The sequence below is a fragment of the Corynebacterium sp. HMSC074A01 genome (assembly GCF_001831515.1).
Classification (GTDB): Bacteria; Actinomycetota; Actinomycetes; order Mycobacteriales; family Mycobacteriaceae; genus Corynebacterium.
Window position 1 is genome coordinate 123,424 of record NZ_KV825619.1, and the last position, 18,113, is coordinate 141,536.

Here is an 18,113-nt window from a genome sequence, read left to right on the forward strand (position 1 = left end):
AAAGCCCGCGCGCCAGCAAACACTGGCGCGCCACAGGCATGCCCGGAACTAGTCCTCCCGCAGGCCCGCAGGGTCGCGGAGGACGCCGAAGCGGTGCAGGGTCGCCGAGATGGCTTGTTCGTGGAGGTAGGGGAGGAGCTCGCGGCGGCCGTCGGTAAGCACGGGCCCGTCAAGTACCGCCGTCGCGATGTCACCATAGAGCGACTCGGGCGCGCGGCCGATCACGCGCACGCGCGCGGGCTGGCCGGTGACCTCAGACCCGTCGACCTGCACGCCTGCGGCGCGCAACTCAACGGCGATCTCGTCCGGTGCGATCACGCGCAGGCGGGTGCCGGTGCGGGTGGCGGCGAGGAGTTGGCGGTAGACGTCGCGAAGCACAAAGCCCTCGCCGACGTAACACACGAGCGGTTCGAGCAGCGGGCGGTAGCGGAAGATGTTCGCCTCCGAACGCAGGCCCGCGAAGTCGTGCTCGCGGCCGAACTCGCGCTGCCACGCCAGCTCGTCGTACTCCGCGGCGCGCGAGAGCCACCCGAAGTCTTCCGCGGAGACGTGCTCCGCGAACTCGCGCAGCAGCTCGGCAACGCGCGGCGTAACGCTCACGCCCGGCGAAGGCGCGTCGATGTCGTGCCAGGTGCCCATCTGCGCGACGTAGTTCGGCCCGCCAGCCTTCGCGCCCGGGCCGACGGAGGACTTCTTCCAGCCGCCGAAGGGCTGGCGCTGCACGATCGCGCCGGTGATCCCGCGGTTGACGTAGACGTTGCCCGCCTCGACGCGGTCGAGCCAGTAGGTAATCTCCTCGCCGTCGAGGGTGTGCAGGCCGGCGGTGAGCCCGTAGCCGGTGGAGTTTTGCCACTCGATCGCTTCGTCGAGGTCGCGGGCATGCATGATGCCCAGGACTGGGCCGAAGCATTCGTTGAGGTGGAACCAGGAGCCGGGCTTGACGTGATCGCGGATGCCGGGGGACCAGTAGCGGCCTTCGTCGTCGAGTTGTTTCGGCTCGAGCAGCCAGCGCTCGCCGGATTCGAGCTGGGTGAGCCCGCGGCGGAGCTTGTCGCCGGGGGCTTCGATCAGCCCGTTCATCGTGGTGGTGATGTCGGTGCCGGGGCCCACGTTGAGGGTGCGCGTGGCGTCGATGAGCTGGTTGCGTAGGCGCTCGGAGTCGCCGGCCGCGCCGACGAGGATGACCAGGGACGCCGCGGAGCACTTCTGGCCGGAGTGGCCGAAGGCGGACTGGTAGAGGTCGGCGATCGCCAGGTCCGGGTCGGCGGACGGGGTGATGATCAGCGCGTTCTTGCCGGAGGTCTCCGCCATCACGTTGAGCTGCGGCTTCCAGGAGCTAAACAGCTGCGCGGTGTCGGAGGCTCCGGTGAGGATGACGGCGTCGACGTCTGCGTGGGTGATCAGGCGCTTGCCGGCGTCGGCCTCGTCGGCGCGCAGGTACTGCACGGTGTCGGGGTCGATGTTGTGGGCGGCGAAGGCTTCGTGGATGCAGTCGACGATGAGCTTCGCGCACGCCGTGACCTGCGGCGCCGGCTTGATGATCACCGCAGACCCCGCTGCGAGCGCCGCCGTGATCCCGCCGGTGGGGATGGCGACGGGGAAGTTCCACGGCGGCACGACCACGGTGAGCCGGTTGGGCTCGAAGCGCGCGCGGATGTCGCCCAAGCGGCGCGCGGCGTCGGCGTAGTAGGCGCAGAAGTCGATCGCTTCGGAGATCTCCGGGTCGGTTTGGTCGACCGTTTTGCCGGCCTCGTGAGCGGCGGTGGCGATGAAGTCGCCGCGACGTTTTGCGATCACGTCGCCGATGGCCTCGAGTACGGTTGCGCGCTCGTCTGCGCTGAGTGCGCCCCACGCCTTTTGCTTCGCGACGCCCACACGCACCGCCTCATCCACCCGCCCCGTATCGTGGATCTCCTCGCCGATATTGATGGCGGGCGGGTTGGCCAGGTGCTCGAGCGCCCAGGCGCGGTTGACGTGCAGGGCGGGGTCGGTGTCGGGCTCGTTGAAGAAGCGGCCGGCATGCGCGCTCGCGGCGGCGGTTGCCCGGCCGGTGTCCTCGGCCGCATCTTGGGCGCGGTCTTGGGTGTGCCGCGGGCCCGCGGCGACCTCGTGGCGGGTGGCCACGGCGTTGCGGAAGACCTGCTCCTGCGCTTCGAGCGGGGTGTGCTCGCCTTGGGCCTGGCTCGGCTCGTTAGGCGCGAACAGGGCGTAGAGGAAGTTCTGTGGCGCGGCGTTTTCCTCCAGGCGGCGCACGAGGTAGGAGACGGCGACGTCGAAGTCCTCCTTGTGCACGACCGGGGTGTAGAGGATCTGGCGGCCGTAGGCGCGGCGCACCGTGGCCTGCTGGGCTGGCGACATGCCTTGGAGCATTTCGGAGTCGATCATGTGGGCGACGTTGCGTCGAGAAGCGAGCTCCTTGGCAAAGGCCGCGGTGAACAGGTTGTGGGTGGCCACGCCGATGGAGATGGCGTCGGCGTACTCGGGGCGCAGGATGGTGTCGAGGAGGCGGTAGTAGTTCGCGTCGACGTCCTGCTTGGTGGGGTAGGGCGCCTGCGGCCAGCCGCGCAGCTCGGCGTGCGCACGCTCCATGGACAAGTTGGCTCCCTTGACAAGGCGGATCTTGATCTTCGCGCCACCCGCCGCGACGCGCTCGCGGGCGAACTCGGCGAGCTCCTCCAACGCGGCGAGCGTGTCCGGGAGGTAGGCCTGCAGGACGATGCCGCCCTCGTAGTCGCGGAACTCTTCCTCCGCGAGCAGCTGGGTGAACACGGCAATGGTCAGGTGCAGGTCGTGGTATTCCTCCATGTCCATGTTGAGGAATACGCGCGGGCTGCGGTCGCGGGCGGCGCGGTAGAGCGGCCGGATGCGGTCCTTGACGCGGGCCACGCTGCCGTCGAAGTCCCACGGATTGAGCTGCGCGACCATGGAGGAGGCCTTTACCGAGACGTAGGTCACGCGCGGGTTGCGGATCAGCGCGAGCGTGCGCTCCGCGCGGTCGGTGGCCTCGCCCTCGCCGAGGACGGCTTCGCCGAGCAGGTTGAGGTTGAGCTCCTCGCCGCGCTCGGCTGCGCGATCCAGCAGGCCGTTGAGCGCGTCCGACTCGGCGTCGAGCACGAGGTGGCCGACGAGCTGGCGCAGGCGTGCGCGCGCCGCCGGAATGACCACCTTCGGCAGGATTGGGCCGACGAACGCGCCGAGCCCGACGAGAAGGCCGTTGATTTGCCCGAGGAAGGAGGCGTCGATACCCGAAGTGATCGAGCGCAGGGCACGGGCGGCGACGCGGTCGTCTTCGGGGCGCATGACGCGGTCGACGAAGTCCATGGTGAAGCGGACGCCGTCGTCGTCGCGAAGCAGCGCGGCGAGCTGCTGGGTTTGTGAGTCGTTCGCGTCGTCCTCGGCGGTTTCCTTAATCCAGGCGTGGGCTTGGGTGGCGGCGGCCTCGACGATGGCGTCGAAATCGGTGGCGGGTTGAGCCATGGCGTACTCCTTAAAGGATCGAGAAAAACGCCCGCTTGGACGCGGGCGCAGGCGGGCGGGAGGGGATTACAGGCCGGCGAAGCGGCTGCGCAGCGGGTCGAACGGCGCGATGGTGCGGTCGATCTCGCCGGTGGCGATCTGCTTGGCCAGCATCTTGCCGGACAGCGGGCCGAGGATGATGCCCCACATGCCGTGGCCGCCGTTGGTGTAGACGTTCGGTGCCTTGGTCGCACCGACGAGCGGCAGGCCGTCCGGGGTGACGGGGCGGGAGCCGACCCACTCGTCCTGGCGGTCGTCCCAGTTGATGCCGCGGAACATCGGTGCGGTGGCGTGGATCATCGAGGCGACGCGCCCAGGCTGGAAGGCTTCGTCGGGCCCGCGGAACTCCATGGTGCCGGCGACGCGCAGGCGGCCCTGATAGGGGGTGCAGGCGATCTTCTGCTCGGGCAGGTAGACGGGGCACTCCGGGGTCTTTTCGGTCTCGACGCTAAACGAGTAGCCGCGTCCGGCCTGCACCATGGTGTTCACGCCGAGCTCGCGCGCCAGGTCCGGCATCCATGCGCCGGTGGCGACTACGACGACGTCGGCCGGCTTCCACTCGCCGGTGGACAGCTGCACTGCCGGCTTGCGGGTGGAGGGGACCTTGGTGACTTCTACGCCGGTGGTGATGGTGCCGCCGCGCGATTCAAAGGACTCGGCGATCGCCTCGCAGTAGGGGCCGGGCTCGATGAAGCGCTGGCCTTCCATCTTGTAGATGGCCTTCACCTTCTCGGTGAGCATGGGCGCGTGCTCGCGGGCTTCCTCGAGGGTAACGGGGTGGAAGGGGATCTCCTGGCCATGGCGGACTGCGCCGTCGACTTCCTTGAGGAAGCCCTTGGCCTGGCTCTCGGACTCGAAGCCGATGATGTAGGGCGCGCGGTAGGACTTGGAGGCCACGCCGCCTTCCTCGAGCTCGTCGAAAGCCGCGAGCGAAGCCATGTCGGCAGGGGTGAGTCCCGCCATGGTCTTGTCCCACGCGCGCTGGGTGGCGTGTGCCATGAACTGTGCGCAGAAGGCCCAGAGCTTTGGGTCGATGCGCATCGGCACTGAGAGCGCCGCGTTGCGGTCGAAGAGCGCGGTGGGGCCGTAAGCCCAGAGGCTGGAGTTGGACAGCGGAATGGTTTTGCCGGGGGCCAGCCAGCCGGCGTTGCCCCAGGAGGAGCCTCCTGCGACGCCGATTTTGTCGAGGACTTCCACCTCGTAGCCGTATTCTTGCAAGAACCATGCGGTGGAAAGTCCGGTCATGCCTGCGCCGATGACGATCGCACGAGTCACTTGTGTTTCTCCTCACGAATCTGCGGATTGTGTTGCGAACAACAATGTACCGCAGGCCCGCGAACGCTCACGTATCGTTCGCTACGTGATTTTCTGGACGCGCATAAAGTTTGAAGATTTGGGTTTTATGCGCATAATAACGCGGTTGGCACAGCTCAGGTACCTGTCTATACACAGAAATGGGGCATGCTTTTCGACGCCCCACTACCCCCAAAAGGGCTAATCCGCCCGGAGTTCCAGACGCGCAAGCCTTACCTCACCCGCCGCATCGGAGGCATCAAGGTCCACGACACCGTGGAATTGGAAGGCGTTGTCGCCCTCTGGATCCTTGAGAATCTGGGTGACGTGCCACTGCCGCCCGGTGGTCTCGCCGAGTCGGAAATACTCCGGCCCGCGCGCGTCCGGCCCGGTGTCCACGTCGTCGTACTCGTCGAAGTAGTCGTCCATGCCGTCGGGGAAGTCTGGGCGTTCGTCAGGCTCGAGGTAGGCAAACATCTCCTCGAGCTTCTCTTCCTCTTCGTAGGCGAAAAGCTGGGCGAGGCGGAAGAAGGTGTTGCGCACCATGATGGTAAACGCGCGTCGATTAGCGGTAAGCGCGTTGGGGTCCTCGACGCCGAAGGCGAGCTCTCGGTCCAAGGTGGCCTGGTCGATGGGGGAGTCTTCGTCGGCCATGTGGGCCCACTCGTCGATAAGCGAAGAATCCACCTGGCGAATCAGCTCGCCGAGCCAGACCACGATGTCCTCGAGTTCTTCGGTCATGTGGGCCTCGGGGACTGAGTGGGACAGCGTGCGCCAGGCGTCGGTGAGGTAGCGCAGGACGACGCCCTCGCTGCGCCCGAGTCCGTAGGTGGCAATCAGGTCGGAGAACGTCATGGCGTGCTCGATCATGTCGCGCACCACGGATTTCGGCGAGAGCTCGAACTCCTTCGCCCACGGGTTGCCCTGGCAGAAGGTGTCGAAGGCCTCGTCGAGTTCTTCGGCGAGAGGCTTGGGGTAGGTGACGTCTTCGATCAGCGCCATGCGCTCGGTGTAGTCAACGCCTTCGGCCTTAAGCTGAGCGATTTCTTCGCCGCGGGCGGCAGACTGCTGTGCTTGGAGCAGTTGGCGCGGGTCGTCCAGGATGGCCTCGAAGGTGGAAATGACATCTAGGGCGTAGGTGTCCGACTCCGGATCCAGGATGGTCAAAAACGCCAGGGCGAAGGGGGAGAGCGGCTGGTTGAGGGCGAAGTCGCGGTCCAGCTCCGTGGTCAGCGTGTAGGGCCGGTACGCCGGCGAGTCCGGGGTTCGCTCCACCACCCCCGCGTTGATCAGGCCACGGAAGAGCTCCACGGCGGTGAGGATGTCGCGGTTCTGCTTCGCGCGGGTGTCGTGGTTGGTGCGCAACAGGTGGCGCATATGCTTGTAGCCGTCGCCGGGGCGGGCCACAACGTTAAGCAGCATGGAGTTGGAGACGGAAAACTGGCTGGTCAGCTCTTCCGGCTCCGCGGTGGTCAGCCGGTTGAAGGTGTTCTCGGACCACGAGACCTCGCCCTCGCGGGCGGCCTTCTTGCGCAGCTTCTTGCGCTTCTTCGGGTCGTCGCCCGCCTTTCTGCGCAGCTTGACGTTTTCGATCTCGTGCTCCGGTGCCTGGACGACCACGGTGCCCTCGGTGTCAAAACCGGCGCGGCCCGCGCGGCCTGCGATCTGGTGGAACTCGCGCGACTTCAAGATGCGCTGGCGCGTCCCGTCGTACTTAGCCAGGCCCGTCATCACCACGGTGCGGATCGGCACGTTGATGCCCACGCCCAGCGTGTCGGTGCCGCAGATGACCTTCAGCAGGCCGGTCTGGGACAGCCGCTCGACCAAGCGGCGGTACTTCGGCAGCATGCCCGCGTGGTGGATACCGATGCCGCGGCGCACCAGCTTCGACAGTGTCTTGCCGAAGGTGGTGGTGAAGCGGAAATCCCCGATCTCCTCTTTGATGCGCTGCTTCTCCTCATCGGTGATGATCTTCATGCTGGTCAGCGCCTGCGCGCGCTCCGTGGCTTCGCGCTGGGAGAAGTGGACGACGTAGATGGGGGCCTTGCCGTCGGCAAGCAGCTCCTCGATTGTCTCGTGGATGGGGGTGAACACGTAGTGGAAATCCAGCGGGACTGGACGCTGCGAGCCGCCCACGTAGGTGGTTTCGCGGCCCGTGCGCTCGGTGAGGTCCTTTTCCAGCCAGGCGGTGTCGCCGAGGGTGGCGGACATGAGCAAAAACTGCGCCTTCGGCAGCTCCAACAGCGGGACCTGCCAGGCCCAGCCGCGGTCCGGCTCGGAGTAGTAGTGGAACTCGTCCATCACCACCTGGTCGATGCGCGCGTTTTCACCCTCGCGCAGGGCGATGTTCGCCACGATCTCCGCGGTCGCCGCGATGATCGGTGCCGAGCCGTTGACGGTGGCGTCCCCGGTCATCATGCCGACGTTCTCCGCCCCGAAGATCTCGCACAGGGAGAAGAACTTCTCGCTCACCAGCGCCTTAATCGGCGCGGTGTAGAAGGTGCGCTGGCCGCGCGCTAAGGCGATGAAGTGGGCGGCGTTGGCCACCATGGACTTGCCCGAGCCCGTCGGGGTCGCCAGGATCACGTTGTCGCCGGCGAGCAGCGCCAGCGAGGCTTCCTCCTGCGCCGGGTAGAGCGAGATACCGCGCGAGTTGGTCCAGGAGGTGAAGGAGTCCCACACCGCTTCGTCGATAAGCGAGGCGGGCACATCGGTGAGATCGGCGAGCATGTCAGATAAAGTCACGCCACCCACCGTAGCGCTACTCCTCGTCAGCCGGGGGCTCCTCCTCATCCGGGTCGATGAGGAAGTGCTCCATGAGTAGACTGTTCTCATCGTCGCCGAAAGGCAGGCTCAGCTGCTGCTCGTCCTGTCCCAGCACGCGGTCGCGGTCCTCGATGGCGGTGAGGTAGTTCTCGAACGCCTCGCTGATCTCCTCGCCTGTAGGCACCTGCGCCTCGCCCGGCATCATCGCCTGCGGGTGACGCTCGCGGTAGTCGTTCATCTCCTTGTCATAGTGCTCTTCCAAGGCGTGCACCACGTGCGCGATCTCGGCCGAGCCTTCCATCTGCTCAGTGAGCTGCTTGGTCACCCGCGTGATGTCGCCCTCGATGGCGCGCAGCGGGAACTGCAGCTTGGTCGCGTCCTCGATAGACTGCAGCAGCTGGAACGTCGCGTGCGGGTAGGGCGAGGAAGCGACGTAGTGCGGCACGTGCGCCGTAAAGCCCGCGACCGGCTTGCCCTGCTTGTGTAGCTCCCGCTCGATGAGGATCGCTGCCGCGCCGGGCACGGTGACCATCCCGTCAAAGGTGTACATGCGGCCGACGAGCTCGGCGCTGTTGCCGTGCGCGGAGACCACCAGGGGGCGGGTGTGCGGCGCGCCCATCGGGGCGGCGTAGAGGCAGATCGTCTTCGACACGTCGAAGCGCTGCACCAGATCGCTCACCGCCTTGCTAAACGCCTCCCACTTTAAGTCCGGCTCCGGGCCAGAGAGCAGCAGGAAGGACGTCCCCGTCGTGTCGCGCAGCACGCGCAGGTCGAGCTGCAGGTCATCGATGTCGGTGATCTCGTGCTGCGAGATGGTCACCGCAGGGCGGCGCGAGCGGTAATCGATCAGTTCATCGTTGCTAAAAGTAGCCAGCGTGCGGGACTCCAGCGCAGCCTTGAGGTGCTCGGCGGCACCCTCCACTGCGTGGCCGGCGTCGGCGTAGCCCTGCATCGCGATAATTAACGCTGGACCGGAGGCGTTATCACCACCCACTGAGGGTGACGGGTATTCAAGTTCGTACATGCGAGACGTGTCAGACATGTGCTTCCTCCTAAAAATCGTTCTGCTGCGCGAGTGGCTCCGGCTTGTGCGGCGGCTACTTCGTAACAGTGTTCGTATTAGTAAGCACAACCGCGCCGCGGGCGTGGCTATTCCACTGCCCTGCGCGGGTGCTCAGCCGCGCATGAGTGGCAACAAGTTTAGCGTCTCGCCCTTGCGCTATGGCGAATTCGCGCGCCGAGGGAACCGGCGGGCTGTTTTTTGCGTCCAATATGTATGACTGAATCACACGCACACGCACACCGTCCCACTAACCACTCCGCTTCCGGCCCCGGCGAGTTGATCGCCTGCATCCCGGGGGCCTTAGGCTTCTACCCGCAGGAATCCCTCGTGCTCATCGGCCTGGAGCAGCACGGTCCCGACCCCTCTGCCTTCGCACTCGGCCCGATTGTCCGCGCCGACCTTGGCAATCAGGATCAGCTTGAGCACGCGATGCGCGCGCTGGAGTTCGCCGACCAGGACGTCCACCTGGCCGTCATCATCACCCGCATCCCCAACTCCCGGCTCGCGCTCGAGGCAGCCTATTTCCTCGAGCACTCGGGCACCGAGGGAGTGCCCGGCATCGCCGCCTGCTGGCACGTCTCCGAAGTCGCCTCGGGCACGCCCTACACGCTGCTTTTCGACGCCGCCGGTGCCACCGCTACCACCGCCACCGCTGCGCCCGGTAGCCCGCTTGCCGACGCCCCGGCGAAGTACTTCTCCGGCGCAGTGCCTTCGGTCGTCGGGGCTCCGACCATGCGCGGCCTGCTGGAAAACGGCCTGCTGCCGGAACTCAACCGCGAGGAAATCGCCCTGCACTTTGAGTCGAGTTCGGGTGCGGAGACGCGCCGCTGCGAGGCGCTGTACGAGGCAGCTTATACCCAGGGCAGGCTGCTCATCGAGCAGCGGTTCACCCGGCCGGAAGCACTCCTGGCAGCGGTGGAACGCGGCTGCGCACTGCTCAACCCAGACCGGGGGCAGGGGGCAGAGTTCCCGGCTGGCAGCGCGACCAAGCCCTTGACACTCGACGAGTGCTTCGCAAGCGACGAGGACGTCCAATTACTCGCGGCGCTGCTTTCACAGAGCCACCTGCGCGATAGCCTGATCATCGACATCGTGGAAAGCCCAGGCGCTGCGGCACAGCGCTTGTTGTGCATCGCCCGCAACTTCACCGGGATGATTCGGGCAAACGCGTTGAGCCTGTGGGCGATCGCCGCCGTGGAAAGCGGGCTCGAGCCCTGGGGCTTTGCGGCGCTACGTGCTGCGCAAGAAGAGCTTCCCGGCCACTCGCTCTCAGCCGTGCAGCGCCAGCTCATGGCGATCGGGGAGTGGGAGGGCATGCTCGACACCGCAGTGGCGGGCTGCCGCCTGCTCTGGGAGGAGATCGAGGATAACTGCGTCGCCTAGCGAGTGTTTAGCGTTCGGCGCGCGCAGCCGTAAAGGCCCAGGCGTCCTCGACGATGCGGCGCAGATCCGTGCGCGTCGGGTTCCAGCCCAGCTCCCGCTTGATCTTCTCCGAAGAAGCGATGAGTACGGCCGGGTCGCCCGCGCGGCGGGGCGCGACCTCCGCGGGAATCTCGTGGCCGGTGACCTCGCGGCACATCTCCACGACTTCGCGCACGGAGTAGCCGTCGCCGGAGCCGAGGTTGTAGATCGCGTGCGTGCCCGGCGTGTTCGCCTGGAGTGCGAGCACGTGCGCGTCTGCCAGGTCGCGGACGTGGATGTAGTCGCGGACGCAGGTGCCGTCGGCAGTCGGCCAATCGTCGCCGAACATCTTGATCGCGTCCCGCTGACCCAGTGCCACCTGCAGCACGATGGGGATCAGGTGCGTCTCAGTGCGGTGCAGCTCGCCGAACTGGTTGTACGCGCCGGCGACGTTGAAGTAGCGCAGGCTCGTTGCTGCGATGCCGTAGGCCTTGCAGTAGGAGGAAATCGCGTAATCGATGGCGAGCTTCGTAGCCCCGTAGGGGTTGGTGGGCCGAGTTGGCGCGTCCTCGGTGATCGGGACGTTTTCGGGCTCGCCGTAGGTCGCAGCGGTAGAAGAGAAAACGAGCGAGCGTACGCCGTGGCGGCGCATCGCGTTGAGCAGGTACAGGCTGACCTCGAAGTTGTCGCGCCAGTACTCGTCCGGCACATCCACGGACTCGCCGACTAGAGAGCGGGCAGCGAAGTGCAGCACGCCGTCGATGTCGCCGGGGCGCAAGACCTCGTCGATGACATCGTTGATGCGGCCTTCAACGAGCATGGCACCCTCGGGCACGGCCTCGCGGTTGCCGGTGCTGAAGTCGTCGACCACGATCACCTCGTGGCCGCCTTCGAGCAGGACGGCAGCGCAGACGCTGCCCACGTAACCGGCACCGCCGGTGACAACGAGCTTCATGGAATCCCAAATACCTTTCCGGGTTTATTCAGCAATGCGCACGCGCAGCGCGTGCGCGAGCTCGGGGCTGAGCGTGAAGGCTTCGCCCTGCGCGGTGGTCAGCGTCACCGACTCGTCCTCCTCGCGCTCGAGGGTGACAGTGGTGCCGACGAGACGGGCGACGTCGAGCTCCGGGGAGATCGTGGAGCACAGCTGCTGCAAAATCTCGGCTACCTGCACCACGACGGCCTCAGTGGGCTCGGCCAACTTGAGGTCGGCGGCGCGCTCACCGTAGGCGGTCTCGGAGCTCGGGGTCGCGCCCAGTCCCTCCAGGGCAGGGATCGGGTTGCCGAAGGGGGAGCGGGTCGGGTTGTTCAGCACGGCGACGACGCGGCGCTCAACCTCCTCGCTCATCACGTGCTCCCAGCGGCAGGCCTCATCGTGGACGTGGGCGGGATCGAGTTGCAGCACGTCGGTAAGCAAAAGCTCGGCGAGGCGGTGCTTACGCATCACCGCGGTGGCGCGCTCGCGACCGGCTGGGGTGAGGGTAAGCGAACGATCCGGCTGCACGATGAGGAAACCATCACGCTCGATGCGCGCCACGGTCTGCGAGACCGTGGGGCCGGACTGCTCGAGGCGCTCGGCGATGCGGGCGCGCAGCGGCGTGATCCCCTCCTCTTCGAGCTCGTAAACCGTCCGCAGATACATTTCGGTCGTATCGACCAAGTCACGCATGTGTACTCCCTTGCATTAGGCGTAGTCGCGCAGCCGGTCGGCACGTTCGCCGACGCGCAACTTCGCCATGACTTCACGCTCAATCTGGCGCACGCGCTCGCGCGAGAGCCCGAACTGGCGCCCGATCTGGTCCAGTGTGCGAGGCACACCGTCGGTCAAACCGTAGCGCATCCGGATCACGTCCTGCTCGCGCTCCTCAAGCCCGTTGATGATGTCCTGGATATCGTCGTGCCGCAGCGTGGAGACAACCGCGTCCTCGGCGTCCGTGGCCTCGGCGTCCTCGATGAAGTCGCCCAGCGGGGCTTCTTCGTCCGCGCCGACGGGCATGTCGAGGCTGACCGGGTCGCGCGACTGGCGCAGCAACATCTCGATCTTGGACTCTTCGATGCCGGATTCCTCCGACAGCTCGTCGTTCGTGGGCTCGCGGCCCAGGGACTGGTACATCTCGCGACGGATGCGGGAGAGTTTGTTGACCTGCTCGACCAGATGCACTGGGAGGCGGATCGTGCGGGACTGGTCGGCCATACCGCGGGTGATTGCCTGGCGGATCCACCACGTGGCGTAGGTGGAGAACTTGAAGCCCTTCGCATAGTCGAACTTCTCCATCGCGCGGATCAGGCCCAGGTTGCCCTCCTGGATCAGGTCAAGCAGCGGCATGCCGCGGCCCGTGTAGCGCTTGGCCAGCGAGACCACCAGGCGCAGGTTCGCTTCCAGCAAGTGGGAGCGAGCCTTGCGGCCCTCCTTGGCCAGGATCTTCAGGTCGCGCTTCTTCGCGCGGGTGAGTTTCACCTCGGGGTCATCCAAAAGGTGCTGGGCGTAGAGACCGACCTCGATCTGCTGGGCCAGCTCGACTTCTTCCTCCGCGTTCAGCAGCGCCGTCTTGCCGATACCGTTGAGGTAGACGCGGACGAGATCGGCCGACGGGTTGTCGTTCGTCTGGTTGCGCCGACTACCGCGGTCCACATTGTCTTCGTTTGCCGCCTCGCGAGAGTGGTCCGGCTGAGTCATGAAGAGCTGCCTCCTTGAGGTTTCGAACCATCCGAACCCACAAAAGGTTCAGTCTTATACGTCCAACGGTGCAGAGCGCCCGATTGTTCCGGCTTTGCTAGATAATATTCAACCGGCCCCCAATTCGCGCCACTGTCAGGATTGCCCCAGGAGATTCACCCCTAGAACGTGGGTGGTTATCAGGGTTTGTTGCGCGCAGGGCCGCATTACGCCTCGACGAGCACCGTAAAAGGCCCACTGTTGACGCTCTCGACGTCCATCATTGCCCCGAAGCGGCCCTCTTCCACGGTGATGCCGCGCTCGCGCAGCGCGGCCGCGATCTTCGCGATCACCGGCTCGGCGATGTCGCCGGGCGCGGCATCCGACCAGGAGGGCCGCCTGCCCTTCGCGGTGCGCCCCATGAGCGTGAACTGGCTGACTAGCAGCACTGGCGCGCCGGCATCTTGGACGGAGCGCTCGCCGTCGAGAATGCGCAGCTCAGCGATCTTGCGGGCGACGGTCTCCCAGGCCTGCGGATCGTCGTCGCGGCCCACGCCCACGAGCGCGAGGATTCCGCCGGTGTCTTTGCAGTCGATCGCGCCGACGACCTCGCCATCGACGGTAACGCTCGCGCTGGTCACGCGCGTAAGTACGGCCTTCATGCTCTTCTTCCTTCCTGTTTTACGCAACAATGTCTGCGGGCAGCACGACCCCGTGGCGCACCAGGTCAACCACGATGCGCACTGCGGAGGCTTCCAGCTCGCCGACATCGCCAATGCTTTGCGACGCCGCGAGCAACCCAACCACGTCACGCAAACTCAAACCCTGCGGATGGAGCCCGGCAAGCAGCGAGCGCACCGCGGCGTCGATCTCGTGGCTAAAGCGTGGCCCGTCCGTGCGCGTGATCCGCGTGACCTCGGGCGCAAACCCCATGCCCGTTTCCGTGTCAGCGAGGCTGACCTCCTCGAGTGCGACGCCGGGGCGCACGGTGTAGCTCGCATCCAGCACCGCGTCCGCATCCGAATTGCGCAGCCATTCCGCGCGGGTGAAGTACTCTTCGACCTCCGGCCCGAGCGGGTCATCGAAGGGGTGGGAAAGCGCCTCCGCGGTGATCTCCGAGGCGTGGTCGCCGATCTCGCGCAGGAAGATCCAGCCGAAGCCGATCTGCTCGACCTCGTGAGCTCGGAAGTACTCCAGCCAGCGCTGCGTGCGCGCGATGCTCTCGGGGGAGCGGACGTCGATGGATTCGTCGCGCAACCAGGTGGAGACGTACTGGCCCGGATCCACCACGTCGCGCTGCAGCACCCACGCTGAGACTCCTTGTGCGGGCAGCCAGGAGGCCACCCGCTGGCGCCAGCTCTGACCCCGGGTGTGCGCCCACGCGCCCAGGATGCAGGCGGTGCCGCCTTCCGTAAGGTGGTCGGCCGCCTGGCTGGCGACAAGCTCGCTGGCACCGTCCAACTCCAAGCCGGAGTCGCGGTAGACGTGGCCGACCTCGGCAGGACCCACCACAAACGGCGGGTTCGCCACGATGCGGTCGAAACGCTCGCCCGCAACGGGTGCAAACCACGGGCCCTCGCGCAGCTCGACGTTCTCGACGCCGTTGGCGGCGAGCGTGGCGCGCGCAAGGTCGAGCGCCCGCGGGTGCACATCGGTGGCAACGACCTGCTGCGCGCACCCCGACTGTGCGAGCGCTTGCACGCCGGAGCCTGTGCCAAGATCCAAAACGCGCTCAGCAGGGGAGGTCGGGGTGGCCTGCAGTAGCGACAGGGAGGCCGCGCCGACGCCGAGGACGTGGTCCAGGCCCGGCACATAATCGGTCATGGAGGCATCCAGATCCGAGATGACGAAGAAGTCCCGGCCTGCAAGTACGTGCGGACGGACGTCGAGGGCCACGCTGAAGGTGTCCGGGGATGCGGCGGGGGAGAGCACGCGAGCGTCGATAAGCAGTTGCACGAGCGCAGGCGAGAGCACATCCTCGAGCGCGGGGCGGGGCGTGGGCTCGCGCACCAGGAAGATGCGGATCAGGCGCGAGAGCGCGGAGTCGTCGCACGCCGCGAGCACCACGCCTGGCTCGCCCCGGTACAGCGCCGCAGTCGCGGCCGGTCCGAGGTGCCGGGCGACGCCATCGGCGGTCAACCCGGCGCTGTGCAGCGCGGATGCGAGCTCGCGCGCGGCCTGTTCAAGGGCACCCATCGTGCTACTCCTTCTCGTCAGATTCCTCTGTATCCGCGTCGATGATAGTCGGGCCCAACTCACGCATCTGCGCGGTGCCCTGGCTCAATTGGGCACGCGCTTGCTCCGCAAGCGCGGCCTGGCGCGCCTGCTCACGCGCAACCGCAGGCTTGTACACGTTGCGCTCGCGCTTCTCGCGCACCTCACCCTGGCCGTTAGCAATCATCACCGAGACCCACGGCAGCGGAAGCGTAATTCCGAAGATGGCCGCAGCCCACCACCAGTGGCCCGCAACCGCCGCACCGATCGACAGCGCAATCAGCGGCAGGCGCAGCCCCTGCAGGATCAGGTACTGCTTCTCGCGGGACTGCCGGTTCTGCTCGGGGGTGCGCGTGGCGTCGGTAATCAGCGCGCGCCGGGAGCGCCGCCGGAAACGGCGCTTCTGTGGTGTGGGGTCGTGATCAAGCGGCGCGTCGATGACGTGCGGATCGGACTCGCCCGGTGAAGCGTCGTGAGAATAGTGCTGAGATCCGCTCATAAGGCAAAGGTTAGCGCCCCGTTGCCACAACTGGCCCCCTTTGGGGCATGATGGAGGGCGTGAATACGACGACGAAGACTCTTGAGCGCCCCGATCTTCGGGAGGACACCTCGTCAACCACCGACGACGGCACCCCGAAGTTTTTCCACTATGTAAAGAAAGACCAAATCGTCGACTCCGCCATGTCTGGCAAGCAGGTTGTCGCACTGTGCGGGGCGAAATTCCCCGTGAAGAAGCAGGCCAAGCCTGGCTCGCCCGTGTGCCCGGACTGCGAGCGGATCTACAAGGGGCTGCGCCGCAAGTGACCGCTCCGAGTACAGGGCCTCAGCTCCGCAAATGGCAGCAAGAGGCCCTTGATTCGTTTCTCCGCACGAAACCGCGTGACTTCCTCGCCGTGGCGACCCCGGGCGCGGGCAAGACGACCTTCGCGCTGACCCTGGCCAGCCGCCTGCTGGCAGATAAGACGGTCCAGCGCCTCATCGTCGTGGTGCCTACCGAGCACCTCAAGCACCAGTGGTCGGATGCCGCGAAGCGCTTTGGGCTTTCGCTCGATCCGAACTTCACCAACTCTTCGGCGGTCAACGCGGCCTACGACGGCATCGTGGTCACCTACGCCCAAGTGGGCATGCACCCCTTCAAACACCACGCGGTGGCGTCGGCGCGCCGCAGCATGGTCATCCTGGACGAGATCCACCACGCGGGCGACTCGAAGAGCTGGGGCGACGGCGTCTACGAGGCCTACAACGATGTCGAGCACCGGCTCGCGCTTACCGGTACGCCGTTTCGCTCCGACGACTCGCAGATCCCGTTCGTGCGCTACAACGAGGATGGCGAGGGCCACCTTGTCTCGGAGGCGGACTACACCTACGGCTACGCCCACGCGCTGAAAGACGGCGTGGTGCGCCCCGTCGTCTTCCTCGCCTACAGCGGCGAGACGGAGTGGCGCGACTCTGCGGGCGAGGAGTACTCGGCGCGCCTCGGAGAGCCGCTCAACGCGGAGCAAACCACGCGCGCTTGGAAGACCGCGTTGGACCCGAAGGGCGACTGGATCAGGCTCGTGCTGCAGGCCGCGCACACCCGCCTGATGAAGATCCGCGGCAACATGCCGGATGCGGGCGGCCTGGTCATCGCCACCAACAAGACGACCGCCCGCGCGTATGCGAAGATCCTGCAGGAGCTGTCCAACACGCCCGTCACGGTCGTGCTTTCCGACGAGCCCGGCGCCTCCGATCGCATCGAAGAGTTCTCCGCGTCCAAGGACGAATGGATGGTGGCAGTGCGCATGGTCTCTGAGGGCGTGGACGTGCCCCGGCTCTCCGTCGGCGTCTACGCCACGTCCGCCTCCACACCGCTCTTCTTCGCGCAGGCCATCGGTCGTTTCGTGCGCTCGCGCATGCCGGGCGAGTCGGCCTCCGTCTTCCTGCCCTCGGTGCCAGTGCTGCTCGGGCTCGCCGAGAACATGGAAGTGCAGCGCGACCACGTACTCGGCAAGCCACACCGGGAGCAGGGCTGGTCCGACGAGCTCATCGAGCAGGCGAATCGCCAGCAGAACGAGCCGGACGAGGCCCCCAGCTACGAGTCCATCGGGGCCTCGGCTGAGCTCGATTCGCTGATTTTCGACGGCTCAACCTACGGCACCGGCACCGCCGCCGGCTCCGCGGAGGAACAAGACTTCCTCGGGCTGCCCGGCCTCCTGGACGCCGAGCAGGTCAAGACCCTGCTGCGCAAGCGCCAGAGCGACCAGCTCGACGCGCGCGAAGCGGAGGAAAAAGCACGCAAAGCCGCCGAGCGCGAAGCCGCGGAGCGTGCGAAGATCCTCGGCGAGCCGCAGCCGACAAAGCAGGCACCGGGTGCCCCTAGCGGGGCGTCGGGAAGCGGGAGCACCGCGGCGGACGAGATCCCGCGTCTGCGCAAGGAGCTCAATGACCGTGTTTCCATCGTCGCGGGCAAGACGGGACGCCCGCATGGTGCGATCCACACCGAGGCGCGCAAGGCCTGTGGGGGACCGCCGACCGCGCTGTGCAGCGCCGAGCAGCTCCGCCAGCGCATTGACTACCTGCGCGGCTGGTAAGACAGACGAAAAAGCCGGTGCGGGAAGGAAAATCGGATTCCTTCCCGCACCGGCTTCGTGCTCGGCTACACCAGCGCTAATCCAGGTAGTCGCGCAGCACCTGCGAACGCGAGGGGTGACGCAGCTTGGACATCGTCTTGGACTCGATCTGGCGGATACGCTCGCGGGTGACGCCGTAGACCTGGCCGATCTCGTCTAAAGTGCGCGGCATACCGTCGGTCAGGCCAAAGCGCAGGCGCACCACGCCCGCCTCACGCTCGGAGAGCGTGTGGAGCACATCCTGGAGCTGATCCTGCAGGAGTGTGAAGGAGACCGCATCGACTGCGACGACGGCCTCGGAGTCCTCGATGAAGTCGCCGAGCTGGCTGTCGCCCTCGTCGCCAATCGTCTGATCCAACGAGATCGGCTCGCGGGCGTACTGCTGGATCTCCATCACCTTCTCCTCGGTGATGTCCATCTCCTTGGCCAGCTCCAGCGGCGTTGGCTCGCGGCCCAGGTCCTGGAGCAACTCGCGCTGGATGCGGCCGAGCTTGTTGATGACCTCGACCATGTGCACCGGGATACGGATGGTGCGCGCCTGGTCCGCCATCGCGCGCGTAATCGCCTGGCGGATCCACCACGTGGCGTAGGTGGA

General features: G+C 66.5%; 14 protein-coding genes. 3 read left to right on the forward strand and 11 right to left on the reverse strand.

Features of this window, described 5'->3' with window-relative positions; all coding sequences use genetic code 11:
- Positions 1–48 precede the first annotated feature (48 nt).
- The 4 genes from HMPREF2550_RS07175 to HMPREF2550_RS07190 form a co-directional block, all read right to left on the reverse strand.
- Complete coding sequence (locus tag HMPREF2550_RS07175) at positions 49–3,477, reverse strand: proline dehydrogenase family protein (RefSeq protein WP_070790506.1); 3,429 nt, start codon at positions 3,475–3,477, stop codon at positions 49–51.
- A gap of 66 nt (positions 3,478–3,543) precedes the next feature.
- Positions 3,544–4,791 carry an NAD(P)/FAD-dependent oxidoreductase gene (locus HMPREF2550_RS07180; protein WP_083319832.1) on the reverse strand — a complete coding sequence of 416 codons (1,248 nt, stop codon included), beginning with the start codon at positions 4,789–4,791 and terminating at the stop codon, positions 3,544–3,546.
- A 219-nt stretch (positions 4,792–5,010) separates the two neighbouring features.
- Positions 5,011–7,539, reverse strand: coding sequence for a DEAD/DEAH box helicase (locus HMPREF2550_RS07185; protein ID WP_083319833.1), 2,529 nt, complete (start codon positions 7,537–7,539; stop codon positions 5,011–5,013).
- A 31-nt stretch (positions 7,540–7,570) separates the two neighbouring features.
- Entirely contained in the window at positions 7,571–8,617 is a 1,047-nt protein-coding gene (locus HMPREF2550_RS07190; RefSeq protein WP_070790508.1) for a PAC2 family protein, read from the reverse strand.
- Between the two features lie 234 nt (positions 8,618–8,851).
- Between HMPREF2550_RS07190 and HMPREF2550_RS07195 the strand changes: the two genes are divergently transcribed.
- The gene (locus HMPREF2550_RS07195) at positions 8,852–10,021 is read left to right on the forward strand and encodes a DUF4192 domain-containing protein (RefSeq protein WP_083319834.1); all 1,170 of its coding nucleotides are present in this window, start codon (positions 8,852–8,854) and stop codon (positions 10,019–10,021) included.
- 7 nt (positions 10,022–10,028) lie between these two features.
- On the opposite strand, the gene galE is transcribed toward HMPREF2550_RS07195, so the two are convergent.
- From galE to HMPREF2550_RS07225, 6 genes are all read right to left on the reverse strand, one after another.
- The gene (gene galE / locus HMPREF2550_RS07200) at positions 10,029–10,994 is read right to left on the reverse strand and encodes a UDP-glucose 4-epimerase GalE (RefSeq protein WP_070790510.1); all 966 of its coding nucleotides are present in this window, start codon (positions 10,992–10,994) and stop codon (positions 10,029–10,031) included.
- 24 nt (positions 10,995–11,018) lie between these two features.
- Complete coding sequence (locus HMPREF2550_RS07205; RefSeq protein WP_070790511.1) at positions 11,019–11,708, reverse strand: metal-dependent transcriptional regulator; 690 nt, start codon at positions 11,706–11,708, stop codon at positions 11,019–11,021.
- 15 nt (positions 11,709–11,723) lie between these two features.
- Positions 11,724–12,716 carry a sigma-70 family RNA polymerase sigma factor gene (locus tag HMPREF2550_RS07210; RefSeq protein ID WP_038590967.1) on the reverse strand — a complete coding sequence of 331 codons (993 nt, stop codon included), beginning with the start codon at positions 12,714–12,716 and terminating at the stop codon, positions 11,724–11,726.
- Between the two features lie 206 nt (positions 12,717–12,922).
- Positions 12,923–13,357, reverse strand: coding sequence for a D-aminoacyl-tRNA deacylase (gene dtd, locus HMPREF2550_RS07215; RefSeq protein ID WP_070790512.1), 435 nt, complete (start codon positions 13,355–13,357; stop codon positions 12,923–12,925).
- 19 nt (positions 13,358–13,376) lie between these two features.
- Positions 13,377–14,891, reverse strand: coding sequence for a DUF7782 domain-containing protein (locus tag HMPREF2550_RS07220; RefSeq protein WP_070790513.1), 1,515 nt, complete (start codon positions 14,889–14,891; stop codon positions 13,377–13,379).
- Positions 14,892–14,895: 4 nt separating this feature from the next.
- Positions 14,896–15,408 carry a DUF3099 domain-containing protein gene (locus HMPREF2550_RS07225; RefSeq protein ID WP_083319835.1) on the reverse strand — a complete coding sequence of 171 codons (513 nt, stop codon included), beginning with the start codon at positions 15,406–15,408 and terminating at the stop codon, positions 14,896–14,898.
- 50 nt (positions 15,409–15,458) lie between these two features.
- On the opposite strand from HMPREF2550_RS07225, the gene HMPREF2550_RS07230 reads away from it, so the two are divergent.
- Together HMPREF2550_RS07230 and HMPREF2550_RS07235 are read left to right on the forward strand one after the other, a co-directional pair.
- The gene (locus HMPREF2550_RS07230; RefSeq protein ID WP_038590958.1) at positions 15,459–15,713 is read left to right on the forward strand and encodes a DUF3039 domain-containing protein; all 255 of its coding nucleotides are present in this window, start codon (positions 15,459–15,461) and stop codon (positions 15,711–15,713) included.
- Positions 15,710–17,479: a DEAD/DEAH box helicase gene (locus HMPREF2550_RS07235; protein WP_070790515.1), complete on the forward strand. Its 1,770-nt coding sequence runs from the start codon at positions 15,710–15,712 to the stop codon at positions 17,477–17,479. The genes HMPREF2550_RS07230 and HMPREF2550_RS07235 overlap by 4 nt, the downstream gene beginning before the upstream one ends.
- A gap of 76 nt (positions 17,480–17,555) precedes the next feature.
- Here HMPREF2550_RS07235 and HMPREF2550_RS07240 read toward each other — a convergent pair.
- On the reverse strand, positions 17,556–18,113 hold a 558-nt coding region (locus HMPREF2550_RS07240; RefSeq protein WP_141760559.1), incomplete at its 5' end, for an RNA polymerase sigma factor.

Coding starts and splice junctions, on each gene's coding strand:
- HMPREF2550_RS07175 (WP_070790506.1), bottom strand. CDS start 3,477: ATGGCTCAACCCGCCACCGATTTCGACGCCATCGTCGAGGCCGCCGCC.
- HMPREF2550_RS07185 (WP_083319833.1), bottom strand. CDS start 7,539: ATGCTCGCCGATCTCACCGATGTGCCCGCCTCGCTTATCGACGAAGCG.
- HMPREF2550_RS07190 (WP_070790508.1), bottom strand. CDS start 8,617: ATGTCTGACACGTCTCGCATGTACGAACTTGAATACCCGTCACCCTCA.
- HMPREF2550_RS07195 (WP_083319834.1), top strand. CDS start 8,852: ATGACTGAATCACACGCACACGCACACCGTCCCACTAACCACTCCGCT.
- galE (WP_070790510.1), bottom strand. CDS start 10,994: ATGAAGCTCGTTGTCACCGGCGGTGCCGGTTACGTGGGCAGCGTCTGC.
- HMPREF2550_RS07205 (WP_070790511.1), bottom strand. CDS start 11,708: ATGCGTGACTTGGTCGATACGACCGAAATGTATCTGCGGACGGTTTAC.
- HMPREF2550_RS07210 (WP_038590967.1), bottom strand. CDS start 12,716: ATGACTCAGCCGGACCACTCTCGCGAGGCGGCAAACGAAGACAATGTG.
- dtd (WP_070790512.1), bottom strand. CDS start 13,357: ATGAAGGCCGTACTTACGCGCGTGACCAGCGCGAGCGTTACCGTCGAT.
- HMPREF2550_RS07220 (WP_070790513.1), bottom strand. CDS start 14,891: ATGGGTGCCCTTGAACAGGCCGCGCGCGAGCTCGCATCCGCGCTGCAC.
- HMPREF2550_RS07225 (WP_083319835.1), bottom strand. CDS start 15,408: ATGAGCGGATCTCAGCACTATTCTCACGACGCTTCACCGGGCGAGTCC.
- HMPREF2550_RS07230 (WP_038590958.1), top strand. CDS start 15,459: ATGGAGGGCGTGAATACGACGACGAAGACTCTTGAGCGCCCCGATCTT.